The 26,158-nt window shown below is 40.8% G+C and carries 26 protein-coding genes and 1 pseudogene; 7 read left to right on the top strand and 20 right to left on the bottom strand.

Annotated features, from left to right (window positions below; translation table 11 throughout):
• Positions 1-5: 5 nt before the first annotated feature.
• The 11 genes and pseudogenes from BTW01_RS02190 to fadH form a co-directional block, all read right to left on the bottom strand.
• Complete coding sequence (locus BTW01_RS02190) at positions 6-899, bottom strand: exo-alpha-sialidase (protein ID WP_162101404.1); 894 nt, start codon at positions 897-899, stop codon at positions 6-8.
• Positions 889-1,365, bottom strand: a complete 477-nt coding sequence (locus BTW01_RS02185) for a flavodoxin (protein ID WP_162101403.1) — start codon at positions 1,363-1,365, stop codon at positions 889-891. Before BTW01_RS02185 ends, BTW01_RS02190 begins: the two co-directional genes overlap by 11 nt.
• Positions 1,366-1,475: 110 nt before the next feature.
• A complete protein-coding gene (ccpC, locus tag BTW01_RS02180; RefSeq protein ID WP_162101402.1) occupies positions 1,476-2,357 on the bottom strand; it encodes a transcriptional regulator CcpC in 882 nt (293 codons plus the stop codon).
• Between the two features lie 146 nt (positions 2,358-2,503).
• Positions 2,504-2,947: a cyclic-di-AMP-binding protein CbpB gene (gene cbpB / locus BTW01_RS02175; protein WP_162101401.1), complete on the bottom strand. Its 444-nt coding sequence runs from the start codon at positions 2,945-2,947 to the stop codon at positions 2,504-2,506.
• Between the two features lie 136 nt (positions 2,948-3,083).
• Complete coding sequence (gene abbA / locus BTW01_RS02170; protein WP_162101400.1) at positions 3,084-3,281, bottom strand: AbrB antirepressor AbbA; 198 nt, start codon at positions 3,279-3,281, stop codon at positions 3,084-3,086.
• 134 nt (positions 3,282-3,415) lie between these two features.
• Entirely contained in the window at positions 3,416-3,934 is a 519-nt protein-coding gene (locus BTW01_RS02165; RefSeq protein ID WP_019714231.1) for a ribonuclease H-like YkuK family protein, read from the bottom strand.
• A gap of 108 nt (positions 3,935-4,042) precedes the next feature.
• A complete protein-coding gene (locus BTW01_RS02160; protein ID WP_003154613.1) occupies positions 4,043-4,282 on the bottom strand; it encodes a YkuJ family protein in 240 nt (79 codons plus the stop codon).
• 592 nt (positions 4,283-4,874) lie between these two features.
• Positions 4,875-6,095 carry an EAL-associated domain-containing protein gene (locus tag BTW01_RS02155; protein WP_162101399.1) on the bottom strand — a complete coding sequence of 407 codons (1,221 nt, stop codon included), beginning with the start codon at positions 6,093-6,095 and terminating at the stop codon, positions 4,875-4,877.
• A gap of 142 nt (positions 6,096-6,237) precedes the next feature.
• Positions 6,238-6,786 (bottom strand): hypothetical protein, encoded by a 549-nt coding sequence (locus BTW01_RS02150; protein WP_162101398.1) that lies wholly within the window; start codon positions 6,784-6,786, stop codon positions 6,238-6,240.
• Positions 6,787-6,892: 106 nt separating this feature from the next.
• A pseudogene (locus tag BTW01_RS18345) lies at positions 6,893-6,961 on the bottom strand (hypothetical protein); the annotation flags it as partial.
• Between the two features lie 134 nt (positions 6,962-7,095).
• Positions 7,096-7,860, bottom strand: a complete 765-nt coding sequence (gene fadH / locus BTW01_RS02145) for a 2,4-dienoyl-CoA reductase (protein WP_162101397.1) — start codon at positions 7,858-7,860, stop codon at positions 7,096-7,098.
• 142 nt (positions 7,861-8,002) lie between these two features.
• Here fadH and BTW01_RS02140 point away from each other — a divergent pair, with 142 nt between their 5' ends.
• The 4 genes from BTW01_RS02140 to BTW01_RS02125 all read left to right on the top strand — a co-directional run bounded on the left by BTW01_RS02140 (position 8,003) and on the right by BTW01_RS02125 (position 11,377).
• Complete coding sequence (locus BTW01_RS02140) at positions 8,003-8,863, top strand: metallophosphoesterase (protein ID WP_162101396.1); 861 nt, start codon at positions 8,003-8,005, stop codon at positions 8,861-8,863.
• Positions 8,864-8,920: 57 nt separating this feature from the next.
• Positions 8,921-9,415, top strand: a complete 495-nt coding sequence (locus tag BTW01_RS02135) for a L,D-transpeptidase family protein (protein WP_162101791.1) — start codon at positions 8,921-8,923, stop codon at positions 9,413-9,415.
• 75 nt (positions 9,416-9,490) lie between these two features.
• Entirely contained in the window at positions 9,491-10,783 is a 1,293-nt protein-coding gene (locus BTW01_RS02130) for an MFS transporter (RefSeq protein ID WP_162101395.1), read from the top strand.
• 129 nt (positions 10,784-10,912) lie between these two features.
• Positions 10,913-11,377, top strand: a complete 465-nt coding sequence (locus BTW01_RS02125) for a YkyB family protein (protein WP_162101394.1) — start codon at positions 10,913-10,915, stop codon at positions 11,375-11,377.
• Between the two features lie 42 nt (positions 11,378-11,419).
• Here BTW01_RS02125 and cheV read toward each other — a convergent pair whose 3' ends face one another.
• Positions 11,420-12,331, bottom strand: a complete 912-nt coding sequence (gene cheV, locus BTW01_RS02120; protein ID WP_162101393.1) for a chemotaxis protein CheV — start codon at positions 12,329-12,331, stop codon at positions 11,420-11,422.
• Between the two features lie 203 nt (positions 12,332-12,534).
• Here cheV and BTW01_RS02115 point away from each other — a divergent pair, with 203 nt between their 5' ends.
• Both BTW01_RS02115 and BTW01_RS02110 read left to right on the top strand, forming a co-directional pair.
• Positions 12,535-12,696, top strand: a complete 162-nt coding sequence (locus BTW01_RS02115) for a hypothetical protein (RefSeq protein WP_162101392.1) — start codon at positions 12,535-12,537, stop codon at positions 12,694-12,696.
• Between the two features lie 201 nt (positions 12,697-12,897).
• On the top strand, positions 12,898-14,079 hold the full coding sequence (locus tag BTW01_RS02110; protein ID WP_162101391.1) for an aminotransferase A: 1,182 nt from the start codon (positions 12,898-12,900) through the stop codon (positions 14,077-14,079).
• A gap of 9 nt (positions 14,080-14,088) precedes the next feature.
• Here BTW01_RS02110 and kinA read toward each other — a convergent pair whose 3' ends face one another.
• Both kinA and BTW01_RS02100 read right to left on the bottom strand, forming a co-directional pair.
• Complete coding sequence (kinA, locus tag BTW01_RS02105) at positions 14,089-15,909, bottom strand: sporulation histidine kinase KinA (RefSeq protein WP_162101390.1); 1,821 nt, start codon at positions 15,907-15,909, stop codon at positions 14,089-14,091.
• A gap of 165 nt (positions 15,910-16,074) precedes the next feature.
• On the bottom strand, positions 16,075-18,189 hold the full coding sequence (locus BTW01_RS02100) for a peptidoglycan D,D-transpeptidase FtsI family protein (RefSeq protein WP_162101389.1): 2,115 nt from the start codon (positions 18,187-18,189) through the stop codon (positions 16,075-16,077).
• Positions 18,190-18,526: 337 nt separating this feature from the next.
• Between BTW01_RS02100 and BTW01_RS02095 the strand changes: the two genes are divergently transcribed.
• Positions 18,527-19,315, top strand: coding sequence for a CAP domain-containing protein (locus BTW01_RS02095; RefSeq protein WP_162101388.1), 789 nt, complete (start codon positions 18,527-18,529; stop codon positions 19,313-19,315).
• Positions 19,316-19,353: 38 nt separating this feature from the next.
• Here the strand turns inward: BTW01_RS02095 and BTW01_RS02090 are convergent, their stop codons facing one another.
• The 6 genes from BTW01_RS02090 to BTW01_RS02065 form a co-directional block, all read right to left on the bottom strand.
• Positions 19,354-20,220, bottom strand: a complete 867-nt coding sequence (locus tag BTW01_RS02090; RefSeq protein WP_162101387.1) for an NAD(P)-dependent oxidoreductase — start codon at positions 20,218-20,220, stop codon at positions 19,354-19,356.
• Positions 20,221-20,367: 147 nt separating this feature from the next.
• The gene (locus tag BTW01_RS02085; protein ID WP_162101386.1) at positions 20,368-22,335 is read right to left on the bottom strand and encodes a methyl-accepting chemotaxis protein; all 1,968 of its coding nucleotides are present in this window, start codon (positions 22,333-22,335) and stop codon (positions 20,368-20,370) included.
• Positions 22,336-22,708: 373 nt separating this feature from the next.
• Positions 22,709-23,737: a spore photoproduct lyase gene (gene splB, locus BTW01_RS02080; RefSeq protein WP_162101385.1), complete on the bottom strand. Its 1,029-nt coding sequence runs from the start codon at positions 23,735-23,737 to the stop codon at positions 22,709-22,711.
• A 77-nt stretch (positions 23,738-23,814) separates the two neighbouring features.
• Positions 23,815-24,054, bottom strand: coding sequence for a splAB operon transcriptional regulator SplA (gene splA / locus BTW01_RS02075; RefSeq protein ID WP_162101384.1), 240 nt, complete (start codon positions 24,052-24,054; stop codon positions 23,815-23,817).
• 91 nt (positions 24,055-24,145) lie between these two features.
• Entirely contained in the window at positions 24,146-25,858 is a 1,713-nt protein-coding gene (gene ptsP / locus BTW01_RS02070) for a phosphoenolpyruvate--protein phosphotransferase (protein ID WP_162101383.1), read from the bottom strand.
• Positions 25,858-26,124, bottom strand: a complete 267-nt coding sequence (locus tag BTW01_RS02065) for a phosphocarrier protein HPr (protein ID WP_010334034.1) — start codon at positions 26,122-26,124, stop codon at positions 25,858-25,860. Before BTW01_RS02065 ends, ptsP begins: the two co-directional genes overlap by 1 nt.
• Positions 26,125-26,158: the final 34 nt, after the last annotated feature.

Here is a 26,158-nt window from a genome sequence, read left to right as displayed (position 1 = left end):
CTCCTCTAATGAATCATTGCAGAAACTTCGTACGGCTGGACAAATTTACATTCATATAAGCCCGCACAAAAGAAATTCTCTTTCTGATTGGCCACTCTCCATCCATGTCCCTTAATGGTATCGAACCATTTTAACGACCGGGCTTCGAGATCAGCCCGGTAAATTCTTGAATAACCATTTTCATCTTGCGTTGTAGTGACATATATAATTCCATCATCCTCTGAAAGATCAAGAAACGATTCTTCTTTTCTAATCATGCTGGATTGTATGTTAAACTCTTCATCAGTGAGCATATTGCGTACAGTGACAGCACCGTGCTTTCCTTTCAGAGAACCCATCGCCGCCACCAGCCATTTTTCATGAAATACGAGCATAGATGCCGTCATTCGGGTTTCCTCTTTCTTAACAATTTGGACAGTATCATGGGTAAGGTCATAAGCCCAAATGCCTCCAAAATTTTCGTGTATTTGCGTTCCGATGAAAAGACTGCCGCCATGCAGGCACAGCGAACGGATAACAGGCGGGTTATGAAATTCCGCAAAAGGTTTGGCAACGCGCCATGTAACCCCAAAATCATCCGATACATAAATGCAGTGCTTGCCATGGGCGCAAACAAACCCGTCGTTTCGGCCGGTAATCGTCCACACTGCTGCATTTGTGGGAAAGCTCGACATCGTCCAGGTTTTCCCTTCGTCAGACGAACGTATGACCGCCCCTTTTTCACCGACCCCGAATAAGTAAGGCCCTATGTAGCTGATGCAATATATTTTGCTTTTCAAACGAAAAAGCTTTTTCCAGCCCTGTTCCAAAGAATAATGAAAAATGCCTTCTCTTTGTACCGCCACAAAATAACCGGAAAATGCAGATGCCGTGACAGCAGTCGCTCCTTTATGAAACATGGCTTTTTTCCTTGTTTATATAATCAGCCCAAGCAAGAAAACCTTTCGCAAACGCTCGGCAGCTTTCTGTATCTTCATCTGTTTCAGGCGCCAGTTCGATTTTCAATGTTTCCTGGTAAACAGCAGCTCCCGCCTCTTGCAGCATGGAACTGAACAAATTGACCGCTTCACAAAACTTTGGATATGAATAATCTCCAGAGCCGAAGCAGGCTGTTTTTAAGCCATTAAGCTGAAGCTGTTTGACCTCTTCAAAAAAATCCTCCGCTTCGTAAGGCAAATCTCCATCTCCCCATGTATAGGTGCCAATCAGCACATATTCGTAGGATGTCAAAGCAGTTACATCTACATCATCAATCTCGATACAGTCAATGTCCAACTCATTTTCTTGAAGTGTATCTCTTATAATCACAGCAATGTCTTCTGTATTTCCTGACATGCTGGCATATGTAATCAAGGCTTTAGCCATGTTATCACCCCATCAATTGATAATGATTTTCAATATCATATAAACCACTTTAAATGATAATGATTTTCATTGTCAATATGAAAATAAAAAAGACAGCACATATCGCTGTCTTAAAATGGATTTTCCTGATCAAGCATATCCTTTATCACTTGAACAAAAGCCTGAACTTGCTTCAGCTCAAAGGCAGGTTCATAGCCTAACAGCCACGTATCCCTTCCAATCGGCTGCCCTTTTGTATCTAACAAAGGCATTTTATTGACCTTATCTTCATTCTGAAGGGTAACAGACGGCAAAATGGCATAACCGATTCCGTGTAGCGCCATCTGTTTGCACGTCTCAATCTGATCAACCAATATCGTTTGTTTTGGAGAGGTTTTAAATTTTTGGTGCCACCAATGCTGAATTTCCTGAAAATAAGTACTATCGCTTTTAAATTGGATAAACGGTCGTTCTGTATAGGCGATATCTTCGATGCAGGAAATTTCAGTGTCCACTAAATACAGGTGGTCTGTCATTAAATAATCTTTACGGCCTTTCCACTCTGGGTTGCCTCTTATAATGCCGATATGAACGTGATCCTCATATAAGCTTTTCAACATTTCGCTGCTCCATCCAGTAATGAGCGAGATCTTTGCATTCGGATACTTTTCTACATACGTCTTCAAAACTTTAGGAAGCCAATGCTGGCCGATTATGGAAGCGACGGCAAGCTTCAATGTGCCGTGAATTTCACCTTCAAGCTCATCAATGTTTTCTCTTATTCTTTCCTGCTCTAACGTCGCATCATTCGCAAACTGGATGATTTTCTCTCCGGCCGGCGTTACCGTTAATCCTTTTTGGGATCTTAAAAAGATTTTTGTGCCCCACGCCTTTTCAATTGTTTGTAAGCGCTGAGATAGAGCCGGCTGAGATACAAAAAGCCGTTCCGCCGCCTTTCTCATATTTAACTCCTCAGCTAAAACTACGAGCATATGAAGCTCTTGAAGCTGCATGTCGTCCTCCTTTATACGAACTATAAGTTTTTCTTATCTCCTATTCTAATCATTTCTTGGTTTCTGATTCAACCCCTATTCCAATTTAAATTATGTATGCGCTTTCTTTTCAGATCGTTCATTACAATAAAAATAGGCCGTGAAGCCTACTTGTTCAACGATCGTATATGCTGATTTAATTCCTTTAAAACCACTCTTCTCGTAAAAATCCCTTCAAACACCCGTTCGTCATTTTCAACACAGACAAAACCATTATTAATTACCATTCCGAATCCCTTCATAATCGGATCATTGATATGGAGGCGCGGAATATCGGTCAGCATGACTTCTTCGACAGTAATCTGGTCAAGCTTTTCAAATTCAATTCGCTCAAGCCCAAAGATGCTGTTCATGATCATATTTGTACCGATTAACCCATGTAATCGATAGGAAGGATCAAGAACCGGGATGGCTGTGTATCCGGTTTTTGTCAGCACTAATAATGCGTGCTCAAGGTTGTTGCCGACTTGAACGTGCGCTACTTTATCCGCCTCAATCATAAATTGTCCGACAGTTGCCTCAAGAAGCTGGTCTGATTGTAAGCTTATCATGTTTTCGACCCCTTTTCATTTTCGTCAACATTACATTCCCTATTGTACAATAATATAAACTTTATCAGTATTTGTCGAAAAGTTTCCTACCAATAAAAAAGATACTCTTTGTGTGAGTATCATATAAGGCGTTCCGTTAGTTTTCAAATCGAAATCGGTCGTATAGCGTTACTAGTTTTTTGTAGGTGGTTCCGTCAACGTTTTTCGTTCCTGTCTCTATATCGTTGATTTCACTGCTTAAAAGCTCGATGGCATACTCATGGCTGATCAGGATATTCAGCAGAAGTTTTTGTTCTTCTTCTGTAAATCGTTCACCGATAAGACTCATTCGCAATCAGGCCCCCTGTTTTATACTGAATACCTCTGAAAGCAAAGACAACTTACTTTCAGCTCTACCGCTAGAATAAGTAATCAGAAAACAAACGTCAACCGCATAATTCGACATTTCCCTTGGCTTTTCAGCCGGAATTATTTTGTGAAACGATTTGCATAGCTGAAGGCAGTGTATGAATCTGGTTTTATTTTTGCCTCTATCCCCATGGAAGTGATGCGTCCTGTCATTTCTTGAATTAGTTCTTTTGTAAGCCCTTTTTTTCCAATATCCAAGTGAACCTCAAAGGTGAGATCCGCCCCCTCGCCGGTAAAGGGCAGGAGCAGATCGGTAATATCCATTAAGTGTCCATCAAGAATATGGGCGGCCGTTTCTTGGCTGTACGCCGTTTCTAACGAAATCTTCTCCCGAAGGCTATGTATGGGTCTGTTGACTGTATGATTTTTCAAGCAGCCCCAAGCTCCCTTGCCTGTACGATGCAAATGTAATGCGGTAATAAACTTTGTGTAATCGCGGTACACTTGAGAATCGGTTCCGATAGATAACACATAGGAAGAACGGGGATCCTTGCGAACAAAGGCTTTAAGCCGTTCCATCACGTCTTGAAAGGTCATCTGTGCTTCTGAAAGATTATAAAACAGAAAAGAATCAGCCATCACGACACTCCTTTTCAAGATCCACAATCATGAAACAAGTATGTTCCTTATCGTTTATTTCGATTACTGTTGCAAAAACGAAAGCTTGTGCCCATTATTTCAGGAATCTTACTGAAGAAGTTCAAAGATTTCAATGGAAATCATGTCGATATTATCAAACGGGTATGTGTTCGGTTTTTCACCTTTTTGGAAAACCGTCAATTCAAACGTTTGATTTTTTTCGAAATATTTAACACTGCATATTTTCTCACCATTTACTTCGAAATAGCGCTGCATTGGCTCGTTAGCCGCTTCTGCCGTTTCTTGCAGGCTTTGCAGCCGTGTGATGATACCCATTAATTGTGACATTCTAAAAAAAGACTCCTTTCAAAAAGCAACTTCAAATCAACAAGTATTTATTATAATACAAGTTCTATTGAGCATCATACCATAAAGTCGGTTAGGATGGCATTTTCACTTTTCAATTTAAGCAAAGAAAAAAAGTGAAAAAAAACGATTTTTTATTAGTTTGAAGCTTTTTTTGAATGTCATGCACAGAATTATGATTTTTTTGATATGCCTGATAGACAAAAAGACTTTTTACAAAATCCCCCTTTAGAACACATCATGATTCAGAGCTGATATCACGCTGCATTTGCTGTCTAATAGCTCTTGCGGACCCGCTGTCACGTGAAGCCGAGAGATTTTTTTGTTCCCCCAGCGCTCAACGTTTTTCCACTAATAAGGTTTATTGTTTTAGTGGATTGTCTTATGCTTTTGGCAAACAAAAAACTTGGCGGGGGTAGCGCCAAGTTTTTTCGGATCTTGATCTGATAGAGGGGTTGGGGAACAGAGAGTAGCTTCTCTCCATAATTAAATGATAATGATTATCAATATCATTGTCAATTGTTTTTTAAAACTTTTTCACATTTATAAAAAAAGCGGCTTACAGCAGCCGCTTTTAAAGTAATCCGTCCTGTTCATACAAATAAGAGTAAGGCAGATCGATAAATAAATACATATTGTCATCCATCGGGTATGAAAAGGTTCTGATCATCTCACCCGTTTCAATATCACTATACAGGTCACTAAAAAATCCTTTTCTCGAATTACGCATCTTCATGATGTTTTCTAAAAAGTACGGACGCCAGCTCCAGTTTTTCTCTCTGTATTCAGGCTGATAAAGCCATTCGCCGGATTGCTTGAACACATTTCCCGTCAGCTGATAGCCTTCTTCATCACACATATAAATTCTAAAACAGCAGTCTGTCAGGTTTTCCGCCAGTTTCTTAATAAACTCATCATCCGCCTGATGGTTTTTCTTTAGCTCGGACACTGCCTGATTGACCCGCTTATAAAAATTCTCAGAGTGTTCGTATACTGTCTCCAGCTTCTTTTTTTCTCTCGTGATAAATTGCTGAAACTCCGTTTTCAAGCGTGCTTTTAACAGGCTCCGGTCTATAAAATCACCGCTCGGCGCCTGCAGATAATAGCCTTGAAAAAATCTGCCTCCGTTTCTCCATGCGTACTGGAGCTGAAAATCAGCTTCTATATCTTCATACAGCAGCGCGGCGCCGATTTTTCTCGCCAGCAATGAAATGCTGTACAGCACATGCTCATACGATGGTGACGGCTGAGATACTTTCAGCGCCTGCAAATCTATTTTCAGAAGGTCCGGTGAAAGGAGCGCGATTCTGTCCAGGTTGCTGCTCTCCTTACCTATATTGTCCACCGCGATTTTAATGCCGTATGTACGATAGTAGGCAAGCATATGGTACAGCTGTTCAATGTCGCCTTCGAAATTGTACTCTGTGATCTCAAGCACAATACGGTTCAATTCAATGCCCTGCTCTTCGTATTCTTTCAAAAGCTCAAGAAAGCTTTCGCCGTGGTCAAGCATCAATACATTCGCATCCTGATTAATAAAAATCAACAGATCACGATCAGCTTCTTTAAACCTTTCCAGCGCCTGCCTGATGACTCTGTCATCGACCTCAAGCTTATATTCTTCCGGAATGCCAGAATCTAAGAAAAACGGCCCGAGGCTCTCAATCTCTGCATCTGCCAAAATCCGGCCAAGCACTTCGTAGCCTACGACTTTTTGTTCCTCAGCGTTAAAAATCGCTTGGTAATACGGAATGACATCATCAATATTCGTCAGTATATCAAGTGGGTCCAACATGTTATCACCTGCTTCTCTATCTTTGTCTGATTATACACAATTATATCAGCACCACAAATGTTTAGATTAGGGGAAAAGGAGGCAGTATGGCAGCAGCTTAAAATAAAAGGGGGGACATTTTTAAGATCACTCTTTAGACCGGTTAATGAAGGACGTTGTTCATTTGTTTCACAATCACAAATAAAAGTATAAATATAAGAGCATTATAACCGGCAGCTGTCCAAAAATAATGGCTCCAATCAGTTCTGTTAAATATCCAATCATCCTCATATTTCAACTGAAAGAAAGTTCCTTTTTTATCTAAAGTGCCAAATGTAAGAGTTGTTAACCCACCAACACTCTTGGAAACGTCAACTCCATACATTGAACCGGCATGATCAGTATAATTTATTGGCATATACGTATAATCAGATAAAATTGTTTCCGCCAGCTTAGTTGGCAGAGACACATATAATACAGCCGATGTATCGCCTCCGAGCCCACTCAAATACTCCCTGGCTTTAATCAATTTCGTTTCATCAGGAAAATCGATGTGATATAGCTTTTCAAATCTGATTATTTCATCAGATGTAAGATTGGTATTTTGATAATACTGTGGAGTAAAAGCACAAATAATAAAGTACCAAATATTAAAGATGATAACGAAACTGCTTAAAAATGGTACAACTAACTTTTTTAACAATTTCTTCAATGAATCCCCCCTTAATCTTTAAAAATTATATCATAATTCTGAATTGAAATTAAAACAAGCGAACGACCAGATTTAACGTTCGCTTGTTTTGCAGTTTATTCAGAAATCATTTTTTCTCAATAAAATCTCTAAATGCTTGTGCTGTTATTTTTCCAATCTCTTCACTATAATCCTCTTAGTATGACACACCTCATAAACAAATAAAGCTCTATATGTTATCAAATTGGATAGGAAGAAGGTTAATTGTGGAGGTAACATTCGAACGTAAAAGTTCTTAACAATTTAAATATTCACTTATAAATATTCAGATTAAAACGGATAAGGATTCAGCCATTGCCCCCCATCCATTGTGACACACTCCCCGTTTATATAGGATGCTTCGTCAGAAAGCAAAAACGCAGCCAAAGCGGCGATTTCCTCCGGTGTGCCCAGCCGGCCGAGAGGGACACTGTTGATTGTGCGGTTCATCGCTTTTTCCGATTCAAATAGCTTCTCTGCGCCTCCTGTACGTTCAATCGGTCCGGGTGCGATCGCGTTCGTGCGAATTCCGTATCGGCCTCCCCACTCAACAGCCAGCGTTCTGGTCAGTGACAATACCCCTGCCTTGGCTGCAGCAGAATGAACGACCCCTGCTCCCGCTCCCCACGCATATGTGGCTGCCATATTTAAAATCACGCCCTTTTGCTCTTGCTCGATCCAATGCTTTGCCGCGGCTTGGCTGCAAAAGAATGTGCCGTTTAAAACAATCTCAATAACTGCTTTCCATCCATTAGGCGTCAGCTTTTCTGCCGGGCACATAAAATTTCCGGCTGCATTGTTGATCAGCGCATCCAGCCGGCCAAAGGCACTTATCGCTTTTGTAATCATCTCTGAAGCGGCGGAATCAGAGCGAACATCCATTTGAAAACAGGTGACCTGCCCCTCAAAGGTCTCTATTTCTCTTTTCGTTTCCTCAAGCGCCTCATTGTTCCTGCCTGTCACCATGACGTACCAGCCCGATTCAGCCTGTTTTTTTGCCATTGCTTTTCCCATACCGCTTGAACCGCCGGTAATGATAACCGCTTTTTTTTCCATAGTTCTCCCCCTTGTTATGAATGAGTATTCATTCAATATTATTCTATCATTATATGTCATCCTCTGTCAGTACATGCTGATATGAGATTTTTTCAAGATACAGATGCTATAATGGAAAAACTCTACTAAAGGTTGGTTTGAAATGAAAAAGATGTCCAGAAGACAATTTTTGAAAGGCGCGTTCGGGGCTCTTGCTGCCGGGACTTTAGCGGCCGGCGGCGGATACGGCTATGCCAGATATTTGGAGCCGCATATGATTGAGACAACCGAACACACAATCAAAAGCTCTCTTATCCCGCACGGTTTTGACGGTTTTAAAATCGTACAGTTCAGTGATACACACTTGAGTGATTATTTTACTCTTGAAGATTTGCAAACAGTCATCCTGACAATTAATGAATGTGCACCTGATCTGATTGTTTTTACAGGCGATATTATCGATAATCCTAATACGTATCAGCACCACCAGGCAGTCATTCCATTACTGAGGAAACTGCGTGCTCCCTTCGGCAAGCTTTGTATTTACGGTAATCATGATCACGGAGGCTATGGCACTGCCGTTTATAAAAACCTGATGGCATCCGGCGGTTTTACAGTATACCGCAATGGCTATCAAATATTGGCGCTTGCAGATGGCAGCGAAATCGAGATTGCCTTACTTGATGACTTAATGCTCGGAAAACCAGATTATGAAGGCACCCTATCAAAGCTAAGCGACAGACTTTTTTCTATCATGCTCGTCCATGAACCCGATGCAGCCTTGAAAACAACAGGATATCCGGTGAATCTTCAGCTTTCCGGGCATACACACGGCGGCCAGATTCAGCTGCCTTTTTACGGACCGATTATTACGCCTCCATATGGAAAGGTCTACACAGAAGGGATGTATCAAACGGAAAACACTCATATTTACGTAAACCGCGGCCTCGGGATGACCAGACTGCCTTTGCGGTTTCTATCTAAGCCAGAAATCACATTATTCACCTTAAAAAGCGGAAATTAATGTAGCAGGATGGGCTCCTAATTAATACTTATAAGGTAAAAGGAGAGGATGAGAAAACTGCTTACGTACCTGGTGAAGCAAGGTGATACACTGAGCAGCATTGCAGGGGATTTTCGAATCAGCCCCGCTGTATTACTCCAATTTAATCCGTCACTGCAGGCAGGGATTACTGCAGGACAGTCCATTGTCATACCCGGCCTGCCTGACCCTAAAACCATTCCGTATCATATTTCAGTTTCAATCGGAGCCAAAACCCTTACGTTGTTCCAACATAATCAAATCATGAAAACCTATCCGATTGCAGTCGGTAAAATATTGACGCAAACGCCTAATGGAGAATTTCACATCATTAATCGCCAGCGCAATCCCGGCGGGCCATTTGGCGCTTATTGGCTGAGTCTTTCAAAGCAGCACTATGGAATACACGGGACGAATAATCCGGCTTCAATTGGCAAGGCTGTTTCTAAAGGCTGCATTCGCATGCATAATAAAGACGTGATCGAACTCGCTTCCATTGTGCCAAACGGAACAAGAGTCACTATCAGCCGGTAATGTTTTCTTATATGTTTCAAAAACAAGCGGTTTATAATATGATAAAGTGGGACCTTTAGGGTAAGGAGCGTTTTTATGGATATATTTAAAAATCGTAATTTTGTTCGACTATTTTTCGCAGCACTCGCTTCTCAAATGGGTACGACTGTAGGCAATATGGCGTTTGCTTTTTTCTTGCTGGACCGATTCAGCAGCCAGCCATTTTACACGACATTGGCGGAGCTGATGTATTCTCTCCCGACTGTATTTGTATTTCTGCTCGTGGGAGTCGTTGCGGACCGTTTTGACAGGAAAAAGGTTGCGGAAAACTGTGATTGGATCAGAGCCGGCCTGACTGTCGTTCTTTTTTTCACTTTATTTACCGGCAATATTCCTCTTGTTTTCTGTATTTTATTTATTAGAAGCGCTGTAACGAAGTTTTTCTTTCCGGCAGAAAACAGTTTGGTACAAGCCATCCTGCCGAAGGAGCATTATGCGAAAGCGGCAGGGCTTAACCAGATGCTATTTAGCATTTTTATGGTATTTGGAGTCGGGATAGGCGCTGTTATGTACAACACCATCGGAATTGAAGGCGCCATTACCCTTGACTTTGTCAGCTTCATTATTTCCGGGCTGCTGATCCGCAGCTGCCGAATTCCGAAAGAAGCCAGACAGCCAAATGGGGCATTCAGCTGGAGAAAAGCTTCTGTTAAAGATTCACTAAATGATTTTAGAGAAGGCATTCTCTATATTTTAAAAAACAAACTGCTGGCATCTCTTATTTTCGGTTTCTTCATTTTTGGATTTGTCAACGGAGGATTCGCCGTATTACCGATGTTTACAATGAAATACGGGTTGGCGCCTGACCGTTATGAATGGCATACGTCATTATTTACGATTGCCCTCGGATTTGGGCTGCTGGCGGGAAGTGTAGTCGGCACAGTCATCTCTAAAAAAGTGAAACCGCACTTTTTAATGTCGATACCGATTTTCATTGCAGGCTTGCTGATTTTCGTTCTTGGCTATACAAATGTTTTATGGGTGTTTTATGCGGCAGCATTTGCTTTGGGAATGTGCATTGGCCCGATCAACATTGCAATCGGAGGATGGATGCCAAAGATTGTTCATCCTAAGCTGATGGGGCGTGTAAGCGGTTTGCAGGACCCTTTTATGATGTTTGCCCAGTCTTTGACACTCGGCTTGGTTGCGTTGTTATTTCCTAAGTTCATTTCAAACATTGATTATCTTTATTACGGGATGGGCGTTGTCATCCTGCTTGTTTTTATTTTTTATTTTGTTGCCCTGCCAAAATACAGTGCACAGGCTGTTGAAGTAAATGTTCAGGAAGCATTTCAAGAGCAGCCGAAAAAGAAAGCAAAATCTGTATAATATACGGTGTTTAAAAATGCGCTTTTTTTCTTAGAAAAAAGCGCATTTTCATATTCAATATTTGCATTTCACCTTTAAAAAAGTATAATCTAATCATATAGAATTTGATAAAAGCAAAGGAGAGAAATAATGGACGACCATGCATATACGAAAGGTCTGCAGCCAACCGTAGAAAATCTTTCAAAAGCAGTTTACACTGTGAACCGCCATGCAAAAACCGCCCCCAACCCTAAATACCTATATCTGCTGAAAAAACGGGCTTTGCAAAAGCTTGTCAAAGAAGGTAAAGGAAAAAAAATAGGGCTTCATTTTTCAAAAAATCCAAGGTTTAGCCAGCAGCAATCGGACGTGCTTATTTCAATCGGAGACTACTATTTTCACATGCCTCCAACTAAAGAAGACTTCGAACATCTTCCGCATTTAGGTACACTTAATCAATCGTACCGAAATCCTAAAGCTCAAATGTCCTTAACAAAAGCGAAACACCTGTTGCAAGACTATGTCGGCATGAAAGAAAAACCGCTTGTGCCAAATCGCCAGCAGCCAGCTTATCATAAACCTGTCTTTAAAAAGCTTGGCGAGAGTTACTTTTAAAATAAAAACAGCCGCGCCACTTCAGGCATCGGCTGTTTTTATTTATTCGATAACATACGTATCCACTTTTTTAATTAAATCACTGATCTCAGGCTTGCTGATTTGCTCATCTGCGCCGACGACTTCTCCGCGGTGACGCAAATCATCTGTAATTAGTGATGAAAAAATCATAACCGGGACGTCTGAGCTTTTCGGGTTTTCCTTCAGCAGCTTTGTGAGCCTGTGTCCATCCATTTTTGGCATTTCAATATCAGTGATGATCATATCAATCTGTTTTGACAAATCAGCACCACTTTCAGCAAGGTCCATAATGTAGTCATAAGCCTCTTTTCCATTTTCAAACGAAGACACATTGTTGTACCCTGCTTCTTTTAATTCATCCTGCAGGAGACGCATCAAGAGCGGTGAATCCTCTACAATAATAAGTTTTTTATCAGCTCTTCTTTCATCAAAGCCCTCGGTATGCATATTGTACGTATCCACACCTGAGTCTGATTCAATATCATAAATAATTTTTTCATAATCTGGCAAAAAGATCATCAGGCCTTCAAGCTTGATAATCCCAGTAAGGTGGCGCTCCATCCCTTGATTTAATGAGGTTGGCTTTTCAATCGCTTCCCAGGATACTCTGTGAATTTGAGAAACAGAGCCGACATGGAAAACAATTTTCCTTTTGTTGAATTCAGTCACGATATATTTCTCGTCTTTTGATCCGGTTGGCTCGACACCAAAAAATGAAAAGAGGCTGATCACTGGGAGGATTTCTCCTCTGAGCTTAATCATTCCTTCTACATGCTGATGTGAGTGAGGCACTGATGTCACCTCGACAGGCTGAATAATTTCTCTTACCTTCATGACGTTAATTCCAAAAGAATTATCACCCACGCCAAACTTCACAATTTCCAATTCATTTGTACCAGAATCTAGTAAAATTTCGTATTGTTGTAACGACAATTCAATCCCTCGCTATTCGCATTCAGTATTGTACTGTATATATCGGCGTAAATTGTAAAAAGTGAATGGCGGCTCTTTAAAATTGAATGACAAAGGCAATAAGCCGCTCTCCTTGAAAAAGAAACTTTTCTCCTAATACCCATTGACTTTCCAACTGACAGTGGTAAAATAGTCAAGGATTTTTCCAAAGAAGGGTGTAAATAATGGGTACCTTAGTAATATGTAAAGAACATGAAATGACTGTTTTAGAAGATATCAGTGAAGAGACTTACCTGAATATGAAGAAAGAATCAGCTGATCTTCAAGAGGAGCATCCCCCGTATCTGATTTGGCACGAAGACCTTCATTTTGAGTATGGTTATTGATGAAATTGGCACATATAAACAATAATAGAACGTGATACAATAAAGACAATCAAATCGCTGGTTGTCTTCTTTTTTTCCGAACTGAAAGGCATATTTGGGAAAAAGGCGCATACAATCGAAATATATCGGCTAAACATGTGACAAATGGTCAGCTAGTGGTAAAATAGGATAAACTCATTATAATTGTTAAGGTGATGAATTATGGAACATTTGCTGAATCCGAAGGCAAGAGAGATTGAAATTTCAGGAATACGCAAATTCTCAAATCTTGTAGCTCAACACGAAGATGTTATTTCACTTACGATCGGCCAGCCTGATTTTTTCACGCCGCATCACGTGAAAGCTGCCGCAAAAAAAGCCATTGATGACAATGTGACATCATATACGCCGAACGCCGGCTACCTCGAGCTGAGACAAGCTGTACAGCTTTATATGAAGAAAAAAGCGGATTTCAACTATGATGCTGAATCTGAAATCATCATCACAACAGGTGCAAGCCAAGCCCTTGACGCTGCATTCCGGACCATTTTATCTCCCGGTGATGAAGTCATTATGCCAGGCCCGGTTTATCCAGGCTATGAACCTATTATCAATTTATGCGGAGCGAAACCTGTCATTGTAGATACTACGTCACACGGCTTTAAGCTTACTGCCCGGCTGATTGAAGATGCTCTGACTCCTAATACCAAGTGTGTCGTGCTTCCTTATCCATCAAACCCCACCGGTGTGACTTTATCTGAAGAAGAGTTAAAAAGCATTGCCGACCTTTTAAAAGGCAGAAATATTTTCGTATTGTCTGATGAGATATATAGTGAATTAACATATGACAGACCGCATTACTCGATCGCAACCCATTTGCGAGATCAAACGATTGTCATTAATGGCTTGTCAAAATCACACAGCATGACCGGTTGGAGAATTGGATTTTTATTCGCACCGAAAGACATAGCAAAGCATATTTTAAAAGTTCATCAATACAACGTGTCGTGTGCATCATCCATTTCTCAAAAAGCTGCACTTGAAGCTGTGACAAACGGCTTTGACGACGCCTTGATTATGAGAGAACAATACAAAAAACGTCTGGATTATGTGTATGATCGTCTTGTTTCTATGGGGCTTGATGTTGTAAAACCGTCTGGAGCATTTTATATCTTCCCTTCTATTAAAGGATTTGGAATGTCTTCATTTGATTTTAGTATGGCTCTTTTGGAGGATGCTGGTGTGGCACTCGTGCCGGGCAGCTCGTTCTCGAAGTATGGTGAAGGATATGTGAGGCTGTCTTTTGCATGCTCGCTGGACACACTAAAAGAAGGCTTAGACCGTTTAGAGTCATTTGTATTAAAGAAACGTGAATCCATGCAGACGATAAACAACGGCGTTTAAGCCGTTGTTTTATTTTTTCGGAAATGAAATTTTAAACGCTGTGCCTTTTTTCGGCTGGCTGTCTACATGAATGACTCCCTGATGATTTTCAATGATATTAAATGTCACCATCAGTCCAAGCCCTGTGCCTTTTTCTTTTGTCGTTAAAAATGGTTCTCCAATCCGCTTCAGCACCTTTTCAGGTATGCCTTCCCCTTCATCTTTGATCGTGACATGAACAGAATGCTCATCCTCAGTGATGTTAATATTTACTGTTCCTCCGTCAGGCATTGACTCAACTGCATTTTTAATTAAGTTAATAAATACCTGCTTTAATTGGTTTTGATCGCCATTTATATAAATGCTGTCTTTTTCATAGCTGGTTCTAATAAAAATACCATTCAAATTTGCCTGTGTTTCCAACAGGGCTGAGACCTCACCAATTAATTTTTTCAGATTCAAGGATTGTTTCACCGCATTTTGCTGAGGTTTCGCAAGCATAAGCAGCTCACTGAGTATTAATTCGATGCGGCTGAGTTCAGAAAATATAATTTCAAAGTAATGATCGTTTCCTTCCATTGTCGGTTTCATCAGCTGTAAAAATCCTTTAATCGCTGTCAGCGGGTTGCGTATCTCATGGGCAATTCCCGCGGCGAGCTGCCCTGCGATCGATAATTTTTCTGATTTCAGCATCAATTCTTCTGTTTGCTTTCTTTCAGAAATATCCCGCAGAATAACTTGAACGGCCGCTTCACCAAAAAAGGTCGTCGGAATGCAGACCATCTCCGTATAGATGACTCGGTTTTGGAAGGTGAACCAGGATTGTTTGACAACTTCTGATTCTGTTTTTTGCTCAGCGATGTTGTGAATTCTCTCTTTTACATCTTCGTGATCGCAAGGATGCAGCTGATCGTATATGTTTTTGCCGATTAAATCCTCATAAGTAGCTGCTTCAAACAGGGAAATTCCTGATTCATTCATAAATACCCATTTACCATTATGAATCACCGCAATGGTGTCAATTGAATTTTGAATCAGCAGCTGATAGCGCTCACGGCTTTTTTGCAGTATAGTTTGGAATTTTTTTCTTGAAGAAATATCGATTAGCAGCAGCAATTCAGCCTGCTGTTTTTTGTAGACGGCCGGGGATGCTTTCACTTCTAAATGAACAGGTGTGCCATCAAGCCTTTTCCATGTTTGTTCAATCATTCCGACTTCCATTCCTTTTTGCATGCGTATTATTCTGTTTTTCACGATATCATGATATTCTTCCTCAATAAATTCATAGGACCATTTGCCAATAATAGCATCCTTGCTTTTCGCTCCCAGCATTGAAAGCATCGCGCTGTTTACATAAACAACCTTGCCTTTGACACTGATGCATAGCGGACTCGGTAGATTTTCAACTAACCGTTCATAATCATCCGTTATATATGTAGTCGATTCCGAGCTTGCAGGCTCGATTTCATCTTTTTCGCAGTTTAGGGATTGATGGCCTGTTTTCTCTTCAAGAACCTTCATTTTTAAAATGATTTCCCGTTCAGTCCGCTCAGCTCTTGTGGTAACAATTTCTACCGCAGCCTCCACCCACACAATTGTATGGTCTTTTTTAATCAAACGAAAGGTGCACGGCATCAGATGATGTTCATTATAAAAATAGCTTTCAACTAAAAATTGGTCTTCCTCATGCAGAAACGTTTTGAGGAATGATCCGATCATCTCTCCTTGAAGATAACCTAAATGCAGTTTGGAGTTGGCAGATATATAAATGATTCGCCCATTAGAGGCCAAGACTGCATGAATATCGGTTTTTGTTTGAAATGGTTTAACATACTGCGTATCCTGTTCCACAGAATCCCTCCTTTGCATGATCATCGTGTTTCGACTTATATAGATTGACTTTTACCTAGTATGATTCGCTAGAAAATAAGTATTCTCCTTCTATTCTTATGGTGAACGTCAATTTTTGAATAAAAGAAAGGGTGCACAACCCTTCAGTTGTGCACCCTGCTTTTTTTATTTTTTACTGTGTTTCTTTTCGAGCTCTGCGTAAGCGTGGATAGCTCTTTTGGCAATAATTTTATTGATCTTATCATCATCATCTACTGATGGAACAACAACACTAAAGGCCACTTTTGGTTTTTTCGACGGGTAATAGCCTACAAAAGTCAGATTGTATGTTTTTTTCCCCCACCAGTTGCGATTCGTGCCGTAGTAAAATGTTTCTGCTGTTCCCGTTTTCCCTGATACATCTTCTGTAAATGTATTTTTAGCTGTTCCTGAAGAAGTGACTAATTTCATACCTGTTTGCACTTGCTTCAAATCACTCTCTGAATTGTTAATCTTATTCAGCACTTTAGGTTTTCTATGTTCAATGGCTTTGCCTAGCTGGTCTTTACTTCCTGGCTCATGAATACTAGTCACGATTCTAGGCTGCACCCGATAGCCTCCATTGGCAATTACTGAAATGTACTGCGCCATTTGGAGCGGTGTGTATGTATCGTATTGACCGATTGCCAAGTCTAAAATTAATCCCCCTACCGTTTCAGGCGTAGTTTGCATACCGGCTGATTCCTGCGGCAGATCAATACCGGTTTTTACGCCTAGGCCAAACTGGCTGTAGTAGTTTCTCATTTTCAGTAAATCCTTCTGATCAGCTGGGAGAGACCCACGCGGCTTGTATGTGATACCCGCAATATGCATGGCGACATTAAACATATATACGTTAGAACTTCTTTGCAAAGCGGTTAATTCATTAATCGTTCCCATATTAGTATAAGATTTTTTTATGAGATTTGTTCCTAAATACATTGGAGCATCGAGAAAATATTTATAATGCGGAATCCCATCTTGATAACCGGCAAGTACGGTGGCGCCCTTTACTGCTGAACCCATTTCATACTGGGTTGTAAACGCCCCAATCGCATAATCTTGAATTTTATTTGTTTTTAAATCTATCTTTTTTCCTGCCATCGACAAAATATCGCCGTTATTCGGATCCATCATGACGGCAAAGGCTCTGTCCAGCATATAGTTTCCGCGTGCTCGGCTGTTTCTCACTTCTTCTTCAATGATCTTCTCTACCTCTGCCTGAAGCTCCATATCGAATGAAAGCCGAAGATCGTATCCCCTGCTTCCTTTATCAATGGTTTTTTGGCTGACGACATTTCCTTTATTGTCTTCTACATACTGCACTTTTTCTTTATGCGAATTTAAGTAGTCCTCGTATTGATATTCTAAATAACTTTTTCCCACTCTGTCATTATTCGCATAGCCTCTTGTTAAGTAGAAATCTTTCCGGTCGCTCAGCAGGCCCTGATCAGGTGTCGTGACACCTCCGAAAACGGAATAGAGTGTTTTGTCGTAAGGATATTTTCGTGTCCAATCGTTTACGATGTCGATTCCCGGGAGCTCTTCTAAATGCTCAGAAACAATTGAGATTTCATCATATGTTAAGTCATTCTTCGGCCGATGCGCGGAATTTTTTTTCTCATCAAGCAGGGTTCCATTTTTTCCATTGCTGTTGCTTTCGCTTGGATTCATCGCCTTTACGATTTGGGGTTCGTAGGCATTTCCGCTTGAAAACCTCGTATATATCGCAGCGATTTTCATTTCTGCGTCATCTTTCTGAATCGCCTTCAATTCTTGATCCGGCACACGCTCAATTTGATGCTTGTAAGCCTCTGCCCCTTTCAGATTGCTTTCAGATTCCTTAAGCAGAGCGACAGCTTTTTTCGGGTGAGACGCGAGCCAGTAATCACGCAAATCCCTTTCCTTCAAAAATTCGGTATCAATATCGATTAAAGCAGCAAGGCGCTTCGCTGTTTTGATTTTATCCGCTGTTTTTGTGCTCGATGTGGACACATAAACAAGTCCAGGCACACTTTGATTATCGACAGCCACCTTTTGGTTTCTGTCATACATTTTTCCCCGCGGTGCGGGATAGTATGCTGTTTTTGCATTTGCTTTCTTAGCATCCTCTTCATGCCGTTCGCCTTCAACAATTTGAACAACACCAAGCTTAAAAATTAATGCAGTGAAAAGAACAAAGACAGCAAGGAAAAAAAGGTTCATTCTAATTGCCCGGCTTCCTTTGCGCTTTTTCTTCGGTTCACGTCCTATTTCAGTCACTTCTGGTTACACCTCTCAAATCATTCAATATATTTACATATACTGAGATTAATTGTAACACCTTTGTAACACTCATTACAGCGAAAAGGGATAAAAAAAGCTGTCAATATAAAAACACATTAAAATATAGCTATAAATTCAAATAAAAGGAAGAAATGTTACTTTTACAATAATATTAAGAAATGCGCTGATTCCCTTATTCTCAGCGATTGAGCGCATATTGGTTACAAAAATGACAATCTCTCGTTGTCAAAGGAAAGTGCTGGATTCTTTATGACAAAAAAGCTATGTTATGATTTTTTTGTAGAAACAAACAACTCTAGGAGGTTATGAACTAATGAAAAAAGCATTTATTTTATCTGCTGCCGCTGCGGTGGGATTATTCACATTCGGGGGCGTACAGCAAGCATCAGCGAAAGAACTCTCCTGCCAGCATGTAGTAACGGTGAAAACGGGGAACACAGTAAAAAACATGTCTCTTAACGATGTAGTGAAAAAGCTGCATGTTAATACAAATATCAATACTTTAAACACTGCAAACGAAAAAGAGATCAAGCAGCTTCTTGAAAAACATGCGAAACAATCTAACATGAACATTCAGGATGTTAAAAAGACAGAAACTGCAAAACCGGCACAAAAAACGACAGAAAAAGCTGCTGATAAAAATACTGCTTCTAAAGCGCCAGCTACTTCTAAAGCGCCTGAAGCTGCTGAAAAAGCAAACACAACAGCATCTGCCCCTTCATCTGTAAGTGCATATGAGAAAAAAGTTGTTGAGCTTACAAATGCAGAAAGACAAAAACAAGGCTTAAAACCGCTTCAAATTGATGAAACGTTAAGCAAATCTGCACACGCAAAATCTCAGGATATGAAAGACAAGAACTACTTTGATCACCAAAGCCCAACTTACGGCTCACCGTTTGACATGATGAAGTCTTTCGGAATCACCTACAAAACAGCAGGTGAAAACATTGCTAAAGGTCAAAAAACACCAGAAGAAGTAGTAAAAGCTTGGATGAACAGTGAAGGACACAGAAAAAACATTCTAAACCCTAACTTTACCCACATCGGTGTAGGCTATGTGGAGTCTGGAAGCATCTGGACACAGCAATTCATCGGAAAATAATAAAAAAAAGATTGCCTGTTTCATACAGGCAATCTTTTTTATTTCATCCAAAGCTTATATATACTCTGTGTCCCGCTGTTTTCTTCACCTTGTGCAGCAAGCTTGTCATATAAAGATTTCGCAAGCGACAAGCCTGGCATTTCTTCCCCCATTACTTCCGCTTCCTCTAGCGCAATTCCCATATCTTTTATAAAATGCTTAACATAAAAACCTGGTTCAAAGTTTCCTTGCAGCATACGGGGAGCCAGATTTGACAATGACCAGCTTCCAGCCGCGCCCGTTGTAATGCTTTTCAGAACATTTTCCGGCTGCAGACCTGATTTTTTAGCATATGCCATCGCTTCAGCAACACCGATCATACCAGCTGCAATTGCAATCTGATTGCACATCTTCGTATGCTGGCCGCTTCCAGCCGGCCCTTGGTACTGAATATTTTCTCCCATTAAAGAGAATATCGGCAGACAGGCTTCAAATGCCTCTTTTTCTCCGCCGACCATAATGGCGAGTGTTCCGTTCTGTGCACCGATATCACCGCCAGAAACAGGAGCATCTAAAGCGAACAATGCTTTTTCTTTAGCTGCTTCAGCAATCTTCTTCGCAAGCGACGGTTTAGATGTCGTCATATCAATGAGATATGCGCCTGTTTTTGCGTTTTCAATGATTCCACCGTTTCCGAAATACACATCTTCAACATCACTAGGATAGCCGACCATTGTAATGATAACGTCTGCTTCTTTGGATAGGTCTTTGACCGTTTCTTTCCATACCGCGCCTTTTTGCAGTATAGTGTCTGCTTTTTCTTTTGTCCGGGTGTACACTAATACAGGATGACCATCATTCAGAATATGTGATGCCATGCTATTTCCCATTACGCCAAGACCTATAAAACCAATTGTTTTTTTCAAGGTCATTCCTCCCAGCTGTTTCGGTTTGATTAGTTAAAATTTATCATTTTCCATTCATTTTCTAGACTACCATATCTCTTCTTTATATTGTAGACTCCTAAAATAAAATAATCCCCAAAACAATTTCTGCTTTGGGGAAGTATTGGACTACAATGTGAATTTAGCAATTGTGTTCATAAGCTCTTGGCTTGCATGTCTTAAGGTTTCCGTTGAGTGTTTGACTTTATCAAGGGTGATCAGCTGTTCATCAGTTGATGCGTTTACTTCTTCTGCTGCGGCAGCTGATTCCTGTGATATGGCCGAAATGCTTTGAATGGCTTCAGAAATCGCGAACTGTTCGTCACTCATTCTTTGAATTTCCTCGTAAATATGATCAATGCCCTGCACCAGTGATTGCATTTCCATGGTTATCGTGTTTAATACCTCTCCTGTCTCATGTATGGCACTGTTTTGTTCATCATTCATTCTGCTTGCCTCAACCATTGCGTGAGAGGCCTCTTTTGTCTCAAGTTGGATAAGCTTCACGGTCTCGCTGATATGCTTTGAAGATTGTGCTGATTGCTCAGCAAGCTTCCGCACTTCATCGGCTACGACGGAAAAACCGCGGCCGCTTTCACCGGCTCTGGCTGCCTCAATGCTGGCATTTAAGGCAAGCAAGTTGGTCTGATCCGAAATATTCGAAATCGCTGTAACAACTTCTTCAATATTTTTTGTTTGATTTTCCAAATCAAGCAGCATCGTTTCAACCTTTTTTGTTTCCATGTTGGCTTCGTTTGACTTCATCAGCAGCTGGCCGAGCGCATCCAGACCTTTATAGCTTGCATCCTCAGATAATTTTGAGCGTTCTTTCATTCCGCCCGCCTCTTCAGCGATTTGTCTGATTTTCATTGACAGGCTTTCTGATTTTTCATTAATCGTCTCAACTTCAGAAGCCTGTTCTGATGCTCCGGCGGCTACTTCTTCAATCGCTTTTGCAATTTGTCCGCTCGTTTCATTTGTTTCCGCAGAGACAGCCGTTAATTGCTCAGAGGTGTCAGATACTTTCCCTGAAGACAGCCTGACTTGCTCAACTAATTTTTTCATGTTTTCAACCATCTGACTAAAGTCTCTTGTTAACACACCGACTTCATCCTTGGATTTTGAATCCGCGTGCACTGTTAAATCACCTGCGGAAACTGCCTTCGTTTTTCCGATGAGCTGCTGAATCGGACCGGTTATCGTTTTGGCCAGGAAGTAGCTGAAAATCATTGTGATGATAAGCGCAACCACTGATATCCAAAGATTCGCCCGGGTCATTTTATCTGAAATCCACATTAACTTATCGGTATCAAATTGTGTTCCGACTTTCCAGCCCGTTTCCCCAATTGTTTGGTACACAACCATTTTCCCATTTTCATCCTGTATCCCTTTTTTCTCAGATGCAATGGTTTTCAGTGTTTGATCCTCTGATATATTTTTTCCTTGATTTGACGGATGGGCTAAAAAATTGCCGCTTGCATCAGCTAAAAAGGCAAATCCACTGTAAGGCACTTTTTGTTTATTGACCATGCTCTGGATAGCTGAGAGTTTCAAGTCATAGCTGGCAACCCCGATCACTTTTCGCCCATCAAGGACCGCTTTTGATACGGTAACAATCATGTCTCCCGTCACGACGTCTTTATAGGGTTCAGTCCAAACAACTTGATCCGGTTTTTCAGCTGCAAGCTTATACCATGGTCTTGTTGTTGGGTCATAATCATCTGTAAAATCGGCTTTCGGATATGTAAACATTTCTTTTTTTGCGGTGCCTACATAAGCCATCGCAACATAATTATCGTTATCTTTGATTTGTTTCATATCATCGTTAAACAGCCGAGAAGCTTCTTTACTTGGTTTTGCAACAAATGTATGAGTTAATTCCCCAGTGGCAAATCTTGATAGCGAAATGGCATAACTCTTTAATTGCAATTCAATATTTTGTTCAAGTGACTGCGTCACATTTGACGTTGTATTTTTTCCATCCTCTGTAATCATCGGCTTTAGCGTCAAGTAAGAAGACAGCATTAATAGAACAACTGTGACGATTAGCATAATCGAAACAAATACAGCAATTTTCATGTGAAGTTTTTTAAACAAACCCATCCCCTCCTAATGTCTATATCGGCCCTTTTATTTTAAAAATGAATAATCAAAAAATAAATTGTGTGAAATTTGAATTATATTTACTTTCAAATTCAAGCTGATCAATTATAAATCACACAAGGAGGGTGACGATCATCCTAAAACAAATGTATATGATAACAGCAGAATACTGAGGATGCGGCCATCAGAGTCTGAATGATTCACTTATTGAAAGCTTGGAATCGGAAAATGCTGATTGAAGACAATGCAGGAGCTGACTGTTGACAAGCATCGGGCACATGTCCTTTTTATCAAGATCAGCGCCGGCCAATACGGTAAAGTGGTGACAAGTTCATAAAAAAACGAGCTGTTCATCACAACAGCCCGTTTAAGTGAAATATTCGAGTTTCGCGTTAGGAAAATAAGTATCAATATACGATTCAAGTGTTTCCCGAAGGACATGCTCTTCATCTTTTTGATAAATATATTTTCCGATTCCGTAACGGCCCCATTTATAACGTCGTTTTTCTTCGTCTAATTCGAGCTTCGTCTTCGGATAATTTTTCTCTATCACGCGTTTGGCCGGTTTTGTGAAGCGGTGCTGAATTAGTTCAAAAGTGATATCTTGTCTAACATCCTGCGGCAAAGCATTATCAAGTTTTTCAAATAGATGTTTGTATCCTTCTTCCCAGCCTTCATGAATATAAATCGGAGCAACAATAAAACCTAGCGGGTATCCTGCTTTTGCAACTTTTACTGCCGCTTCTATCCGTTTATCAAGAGGTGAGGTTCCCGGCTCAAAGTTTTTAATCACATAGTCAGCATTAATACTGAATCGAAATCTCGTTTTCCCATTATGCTTTGCGTCTAATAGGTGATCCACATGATGGAATTTTGTTACAAATCGGAGTTTGCCGAGCTCACTTTGTCCAAAATGTTCAATGGCGTGTTTGAGCGTGTGTGTCAAATGATCGATTCCTACAATATCTGACGTACATGAGGCTTCGAATCTTGTGAACTCTGGTGCGCGTTCCTTCATATACTGATCCGCTTGGTCTAATATCTCTTCGACATTTACATAGGTTCTGATATACGGTTTAGATCCCATAGTGGTTTGCAGGTAACAGTAATGACAATGCCCCATGCAGCCCGTTGCAAACGGAATGGCATATTCAGCCGAAGGTTTTGAAGAATCAAATTTTAATGTTTTCCGGACACCGATGACTAAAGTTGACTTCGCATTGCGATATTGTTGAAGATGGTTTTTCCCAGGAATATTTCTGACCTGGTTATGGGATGTCGTTTCCCTAATTTCTATACCCATTTTCTCGAATTTTTCTTGCAATTCTTGGCCAAGCGGATATTCCAGCGCTCTCGGTTCAATATACACAAGCTGCGGAACAAATGGGTTATGCATCATGCCACATCCTTTTCCTTTACTACCATTACTTTTCTCATAAGACGGAAAGGATATGAGTTGTAATGATTTCCTTGTTACTCATACGGATCACTGTCAAATAGCTCTTTGTAAAGTGATGTGGCTTCTTCATAACTTGCAAATACAGCATCGTCCTCAGCAAACGGATGATAGGTTTCATAAATAAACAATGACAACTCACCTTCATGATGTGGATGATGCACAATTTCAGCTTCTTTTATGTGGGCAACATTTGCGGCGTGCGGGTTTCTGTAGATCACGTAAACCGTATCTCCTGCGTTAAATTGGTTTGACATATTTATCCCTCCTAGCCATGTTATTGTGCCCTTCTTCGCCCTTACTTATGAAAAAAACCAGACGGGCCGGAGGCCGTCTGGTTTTTGTATATTACTTGAATGTTTCTTTTACGAACGCGACAACTTCTTCTGTCGTGCTCATAGATAAGATTTTCTCTTTGAATGACTCAGCTTCTTGTTTAGACAATTTGCTGATTTGTGTTCTTGCCGGAAGGATGGAAGTTGCGCTCATTGAGAACTCATCTAAGCCTAAGCCAAGAAGAATTGGAATCGCAATCTCGTCTCCTGCCATTTCTCCGCACATGCCAACCCATTTGCCTTCTTTGTGTGCCGCTTCAATTACAAGTGTAATTAAGCGAAGGATAGCTGGGTTGTATGGCTGATACAAGTAAGATACACGTTCATTCATACGGTCAGCTGCCATTGTGTATTGGATCAAATCGTTTGTTCCGATACTGAAGAAATCCACTTCTTTGGCAAACTGATCAGCGATGACAGCAGTTGACGGAATTTCAACCATCATACCGACTTCAATCTCATCAGATACAGTCTGTCCCGCTTTTACTAGCTTTTCTTTCTCTTCAAGAAGAATCGCTTTTGCTTCTTTGAATTCATTAACTGTCGCAATCATAGGGAACATGATTTTCAAGTTTCCGTATGTACTTGCACGAAGCAGCGCGCGAAGCTGTGTTCTGAAGATTTCTTGCTCTTCAAGACAAAGACGAATCGCTCTGTAACCCAAGAACGGGTTCATTTCTTTAGGAAGCTGCAGGTAAGGAAGCTCTTTGTCTCCGCCGATATCAAGTGTCCGCACGACAACTGATTTTCCTTCCATACGCTCAAGAACCGTTTTGTAAGCATCAAACTGCTCGTCTTCTGTAGGAAGCTGATCTCTTCCCATGTAAAGGAATTCTGTACGGTAAAGGCCAACTGCTTCTCCGCCGTTTTCAAGAACGCCTTTCACATCATCAGGAGTACCGATGTTAGCTGCAAGCTCTACATGGTGCCCGTCTTTTGATACAGTCGGTTCATTGACAAGCTTCGCCCATTCAGCTTTTTGAGCCAAATAAGCATTATGTTTTTCTTCATACGCTTTTACAGTTTCCGCAGATGGATCGATAATGACGTCGCCATTAATACCGTCAACGATAACAGTCACACCGTTTTGGATTGTGCCTGTAGCCGCTTTCGTACCAACAACAGCAGGAATCTCAAGAGAACGTGCCATGATGGCAGAGTGAGATGTGCGTCCGCCGATATCAGTTGTGAAGCCTTTTACAAACTCACGGTTTAATTGGGCTGTATCAGATGGTGTTAAGTCTTCAGATACAATAACAACCTCTTCTGAAATCATGCTTGGGTTTGGAATTTCAACGCCAAGCAGGTGGCCTGTTACGCGTTTTGTTACATCGCGGATATCTGCTGCACGCTCTTTCATATATTCGTTGTCCATTGATTCAAACATGGTAACAAACATAGAAGACGTTTCTTTTAAAGCGAACTCAGCATTCACTGAATCAGTGCTGATTTTTTCTTTCACAGGGTTTAGAAGCTCAGGGTCACTGAGGACTAAAAGGTGAGCAGAAAAAATATCAGCTTTATCTTGACCCAGTTCTTTTAGAGCATGCTCTTTAATTTTTTCGAGCTCTTCTTTTGAACGTGCAATCGCTTTATCAAAACGGCTTACTTCCGCTTCAGAATCTGAGATATTTTTCTTTTCAACCGTTAAATCTGGCTCTTCAAGCCGGTACGCTTTTGCAATCGCAATACCGGCTGAAGCTCCAATCCCTTTTAACTCTTGCATTACTCGCCGAGTCCTTCGCTTTTCATTGTTTCTTCTAAAGCGTTAAGAGCATCGTTTTCGTCAGCGCCAGCAGCAGAGATTGTGATCTCAGCGCCTTTAGCGATACCTAGAGACATAACACCCATGATAGATTTAAGGTTAACTGTTTTGCCGTTATATTCCAAATTAACGTCAGCATCGTATTTGCTTGCAGTTTGTACAAGAACTGTCGCAGGACGAGCGTGGATTCCAGAATCTGCAGTTACTTTAAATGTTTTTTGTGCCATTTTTATCATTCTCCTTTTAACTTAAAGCTATATT

The sequence above is a fragment of the Bacillus sp. SKDU12 genome, from assembly GCF_010093085.1.
Lineage (GTDB): Bacteria > Bacillota > Bacilli > Bacillales > Bacillaceae > Bacillus > Bacillus mexicanus.
This window is presented reverse-complemented; position numbering and strand designations above follow the sequence as displayed.

Coding starts and splice junctions, on each gene's coding strand:
- splA (WP_162101384.1), bottom strand. CDS start 24,054: ATGTCAAACCAATTTAACGCAGGAGATACGGTTTACGTGATCTACAGA.
- splB (WP_162101385.1), bottom strand. CDS start 23,737: ATGCATAACCCATTTGTTCCGCAGCTTGTGTATATTGAACCGAGAGCG.
- BTW01_RS02155 (WP_162101399.1), bottom strand. CDS start 6,095: ATGTTGGACCCACTTGATATACTGACGAATATTGATGATGTCATTCCG.
- fadH (WP_162101397.1), bottom strand. CDS start 7,860: ATGGAAAAAAAAGCGGTTATCATTACCGGCGGTTCAAGCGGTATGGGA.
- BTW01_RS02095 (WP_162101388.1), top strand. CDS start 18,527: ATGAAAAAAGCATTTATTTTATCTGCTGCCGCTGCGGTGGGATTATTC.
- BTW01_RS02165 (WP_019714231.1), bottom strand. CDS start 3,934: ATGGCTGATTCTTTTCTGTTTTATAATCTTTCAGAAGCACAGATGACC.
- BTW01_RS02185 (WP_162101403.1), bottom strand. CDS start 1,365: ATGGCTAAAGCCTTGATTACATATGCCAGCATGTCAGGAAATACAGAA.
- BTW01_RS02115 (WP_162101392.1), top strand. CDS start 12,535: ATGGGTACCTTAGTAATATGTAAAGAACATGAAATGACTGTTTTAGAA.
- BTW01_RS02130 (WP_162101395.1), top strand. CDS start 9,491: ATGGATATATTTAAAAATCGTAATTTTGTTCGACTATTTTTCGCAGCA.
- BTW01_RS02160 (WP_003154613.1), bottom strand. CDS start 4,282: ATGTCACAATTAATGGGTATCATCACACGGCTGCAAAGCCTGCAAGAA.
- ptsP (WP_162101383.1), bottom strand. CDS start 25,858: ATGCAAGAGTTAAAAGGGATTGGAGCTTCAGCCGGTATTGCGATTGCA.
- BTW01_RS02065 (WP_010334034.1), bottom strand. CDS start 26,124: ATGGCACAAAAAACATTTAAAGTAACTGCAGATTCTGGAATCCACGCT.
- cbpB (WP_162101401.1), bottom strand. CDS start 2,947: ATGATAAGCTTACAATCAGACCAGCTTCTTGAGGCAACTGTCGGACAA.
- BTW01_RS02125 (WP_162101394.1), top strand. CDS start 10,913: ATGGACGACCATGCATATACGAAAGGTCTGCAGCCAACCGTAGAAAAT.
- BTW01_RS02190 (WP_162101404.1), bottom strand. CDS start 899: ATGTTTCATAAAGGAGCGACTGCTGTCACGGCATCTGCATTTTCCGGT.
- ccpC (WP_162101402.1), bottom strand. CDS start 2,357: ATGCAGCTTCAAGAGCTTCATATGCTCGTAGTTTTAGCTGAGGAGTTA.
- BTW01_RS02110 (WP_162101391.1), top strand. CDS start 12,898: ATGGAACATTTGCTGAATCCGAAGGCAAGAGAGATTGAAATTTCAGGA.
- BTW01_RS02140 (WP_162101396.1), top strand. CDS start 8,003: ATGAAAAAGATGTCCAGAAGACAATTTTTGAAAGGCGCGTTCGGGGCT.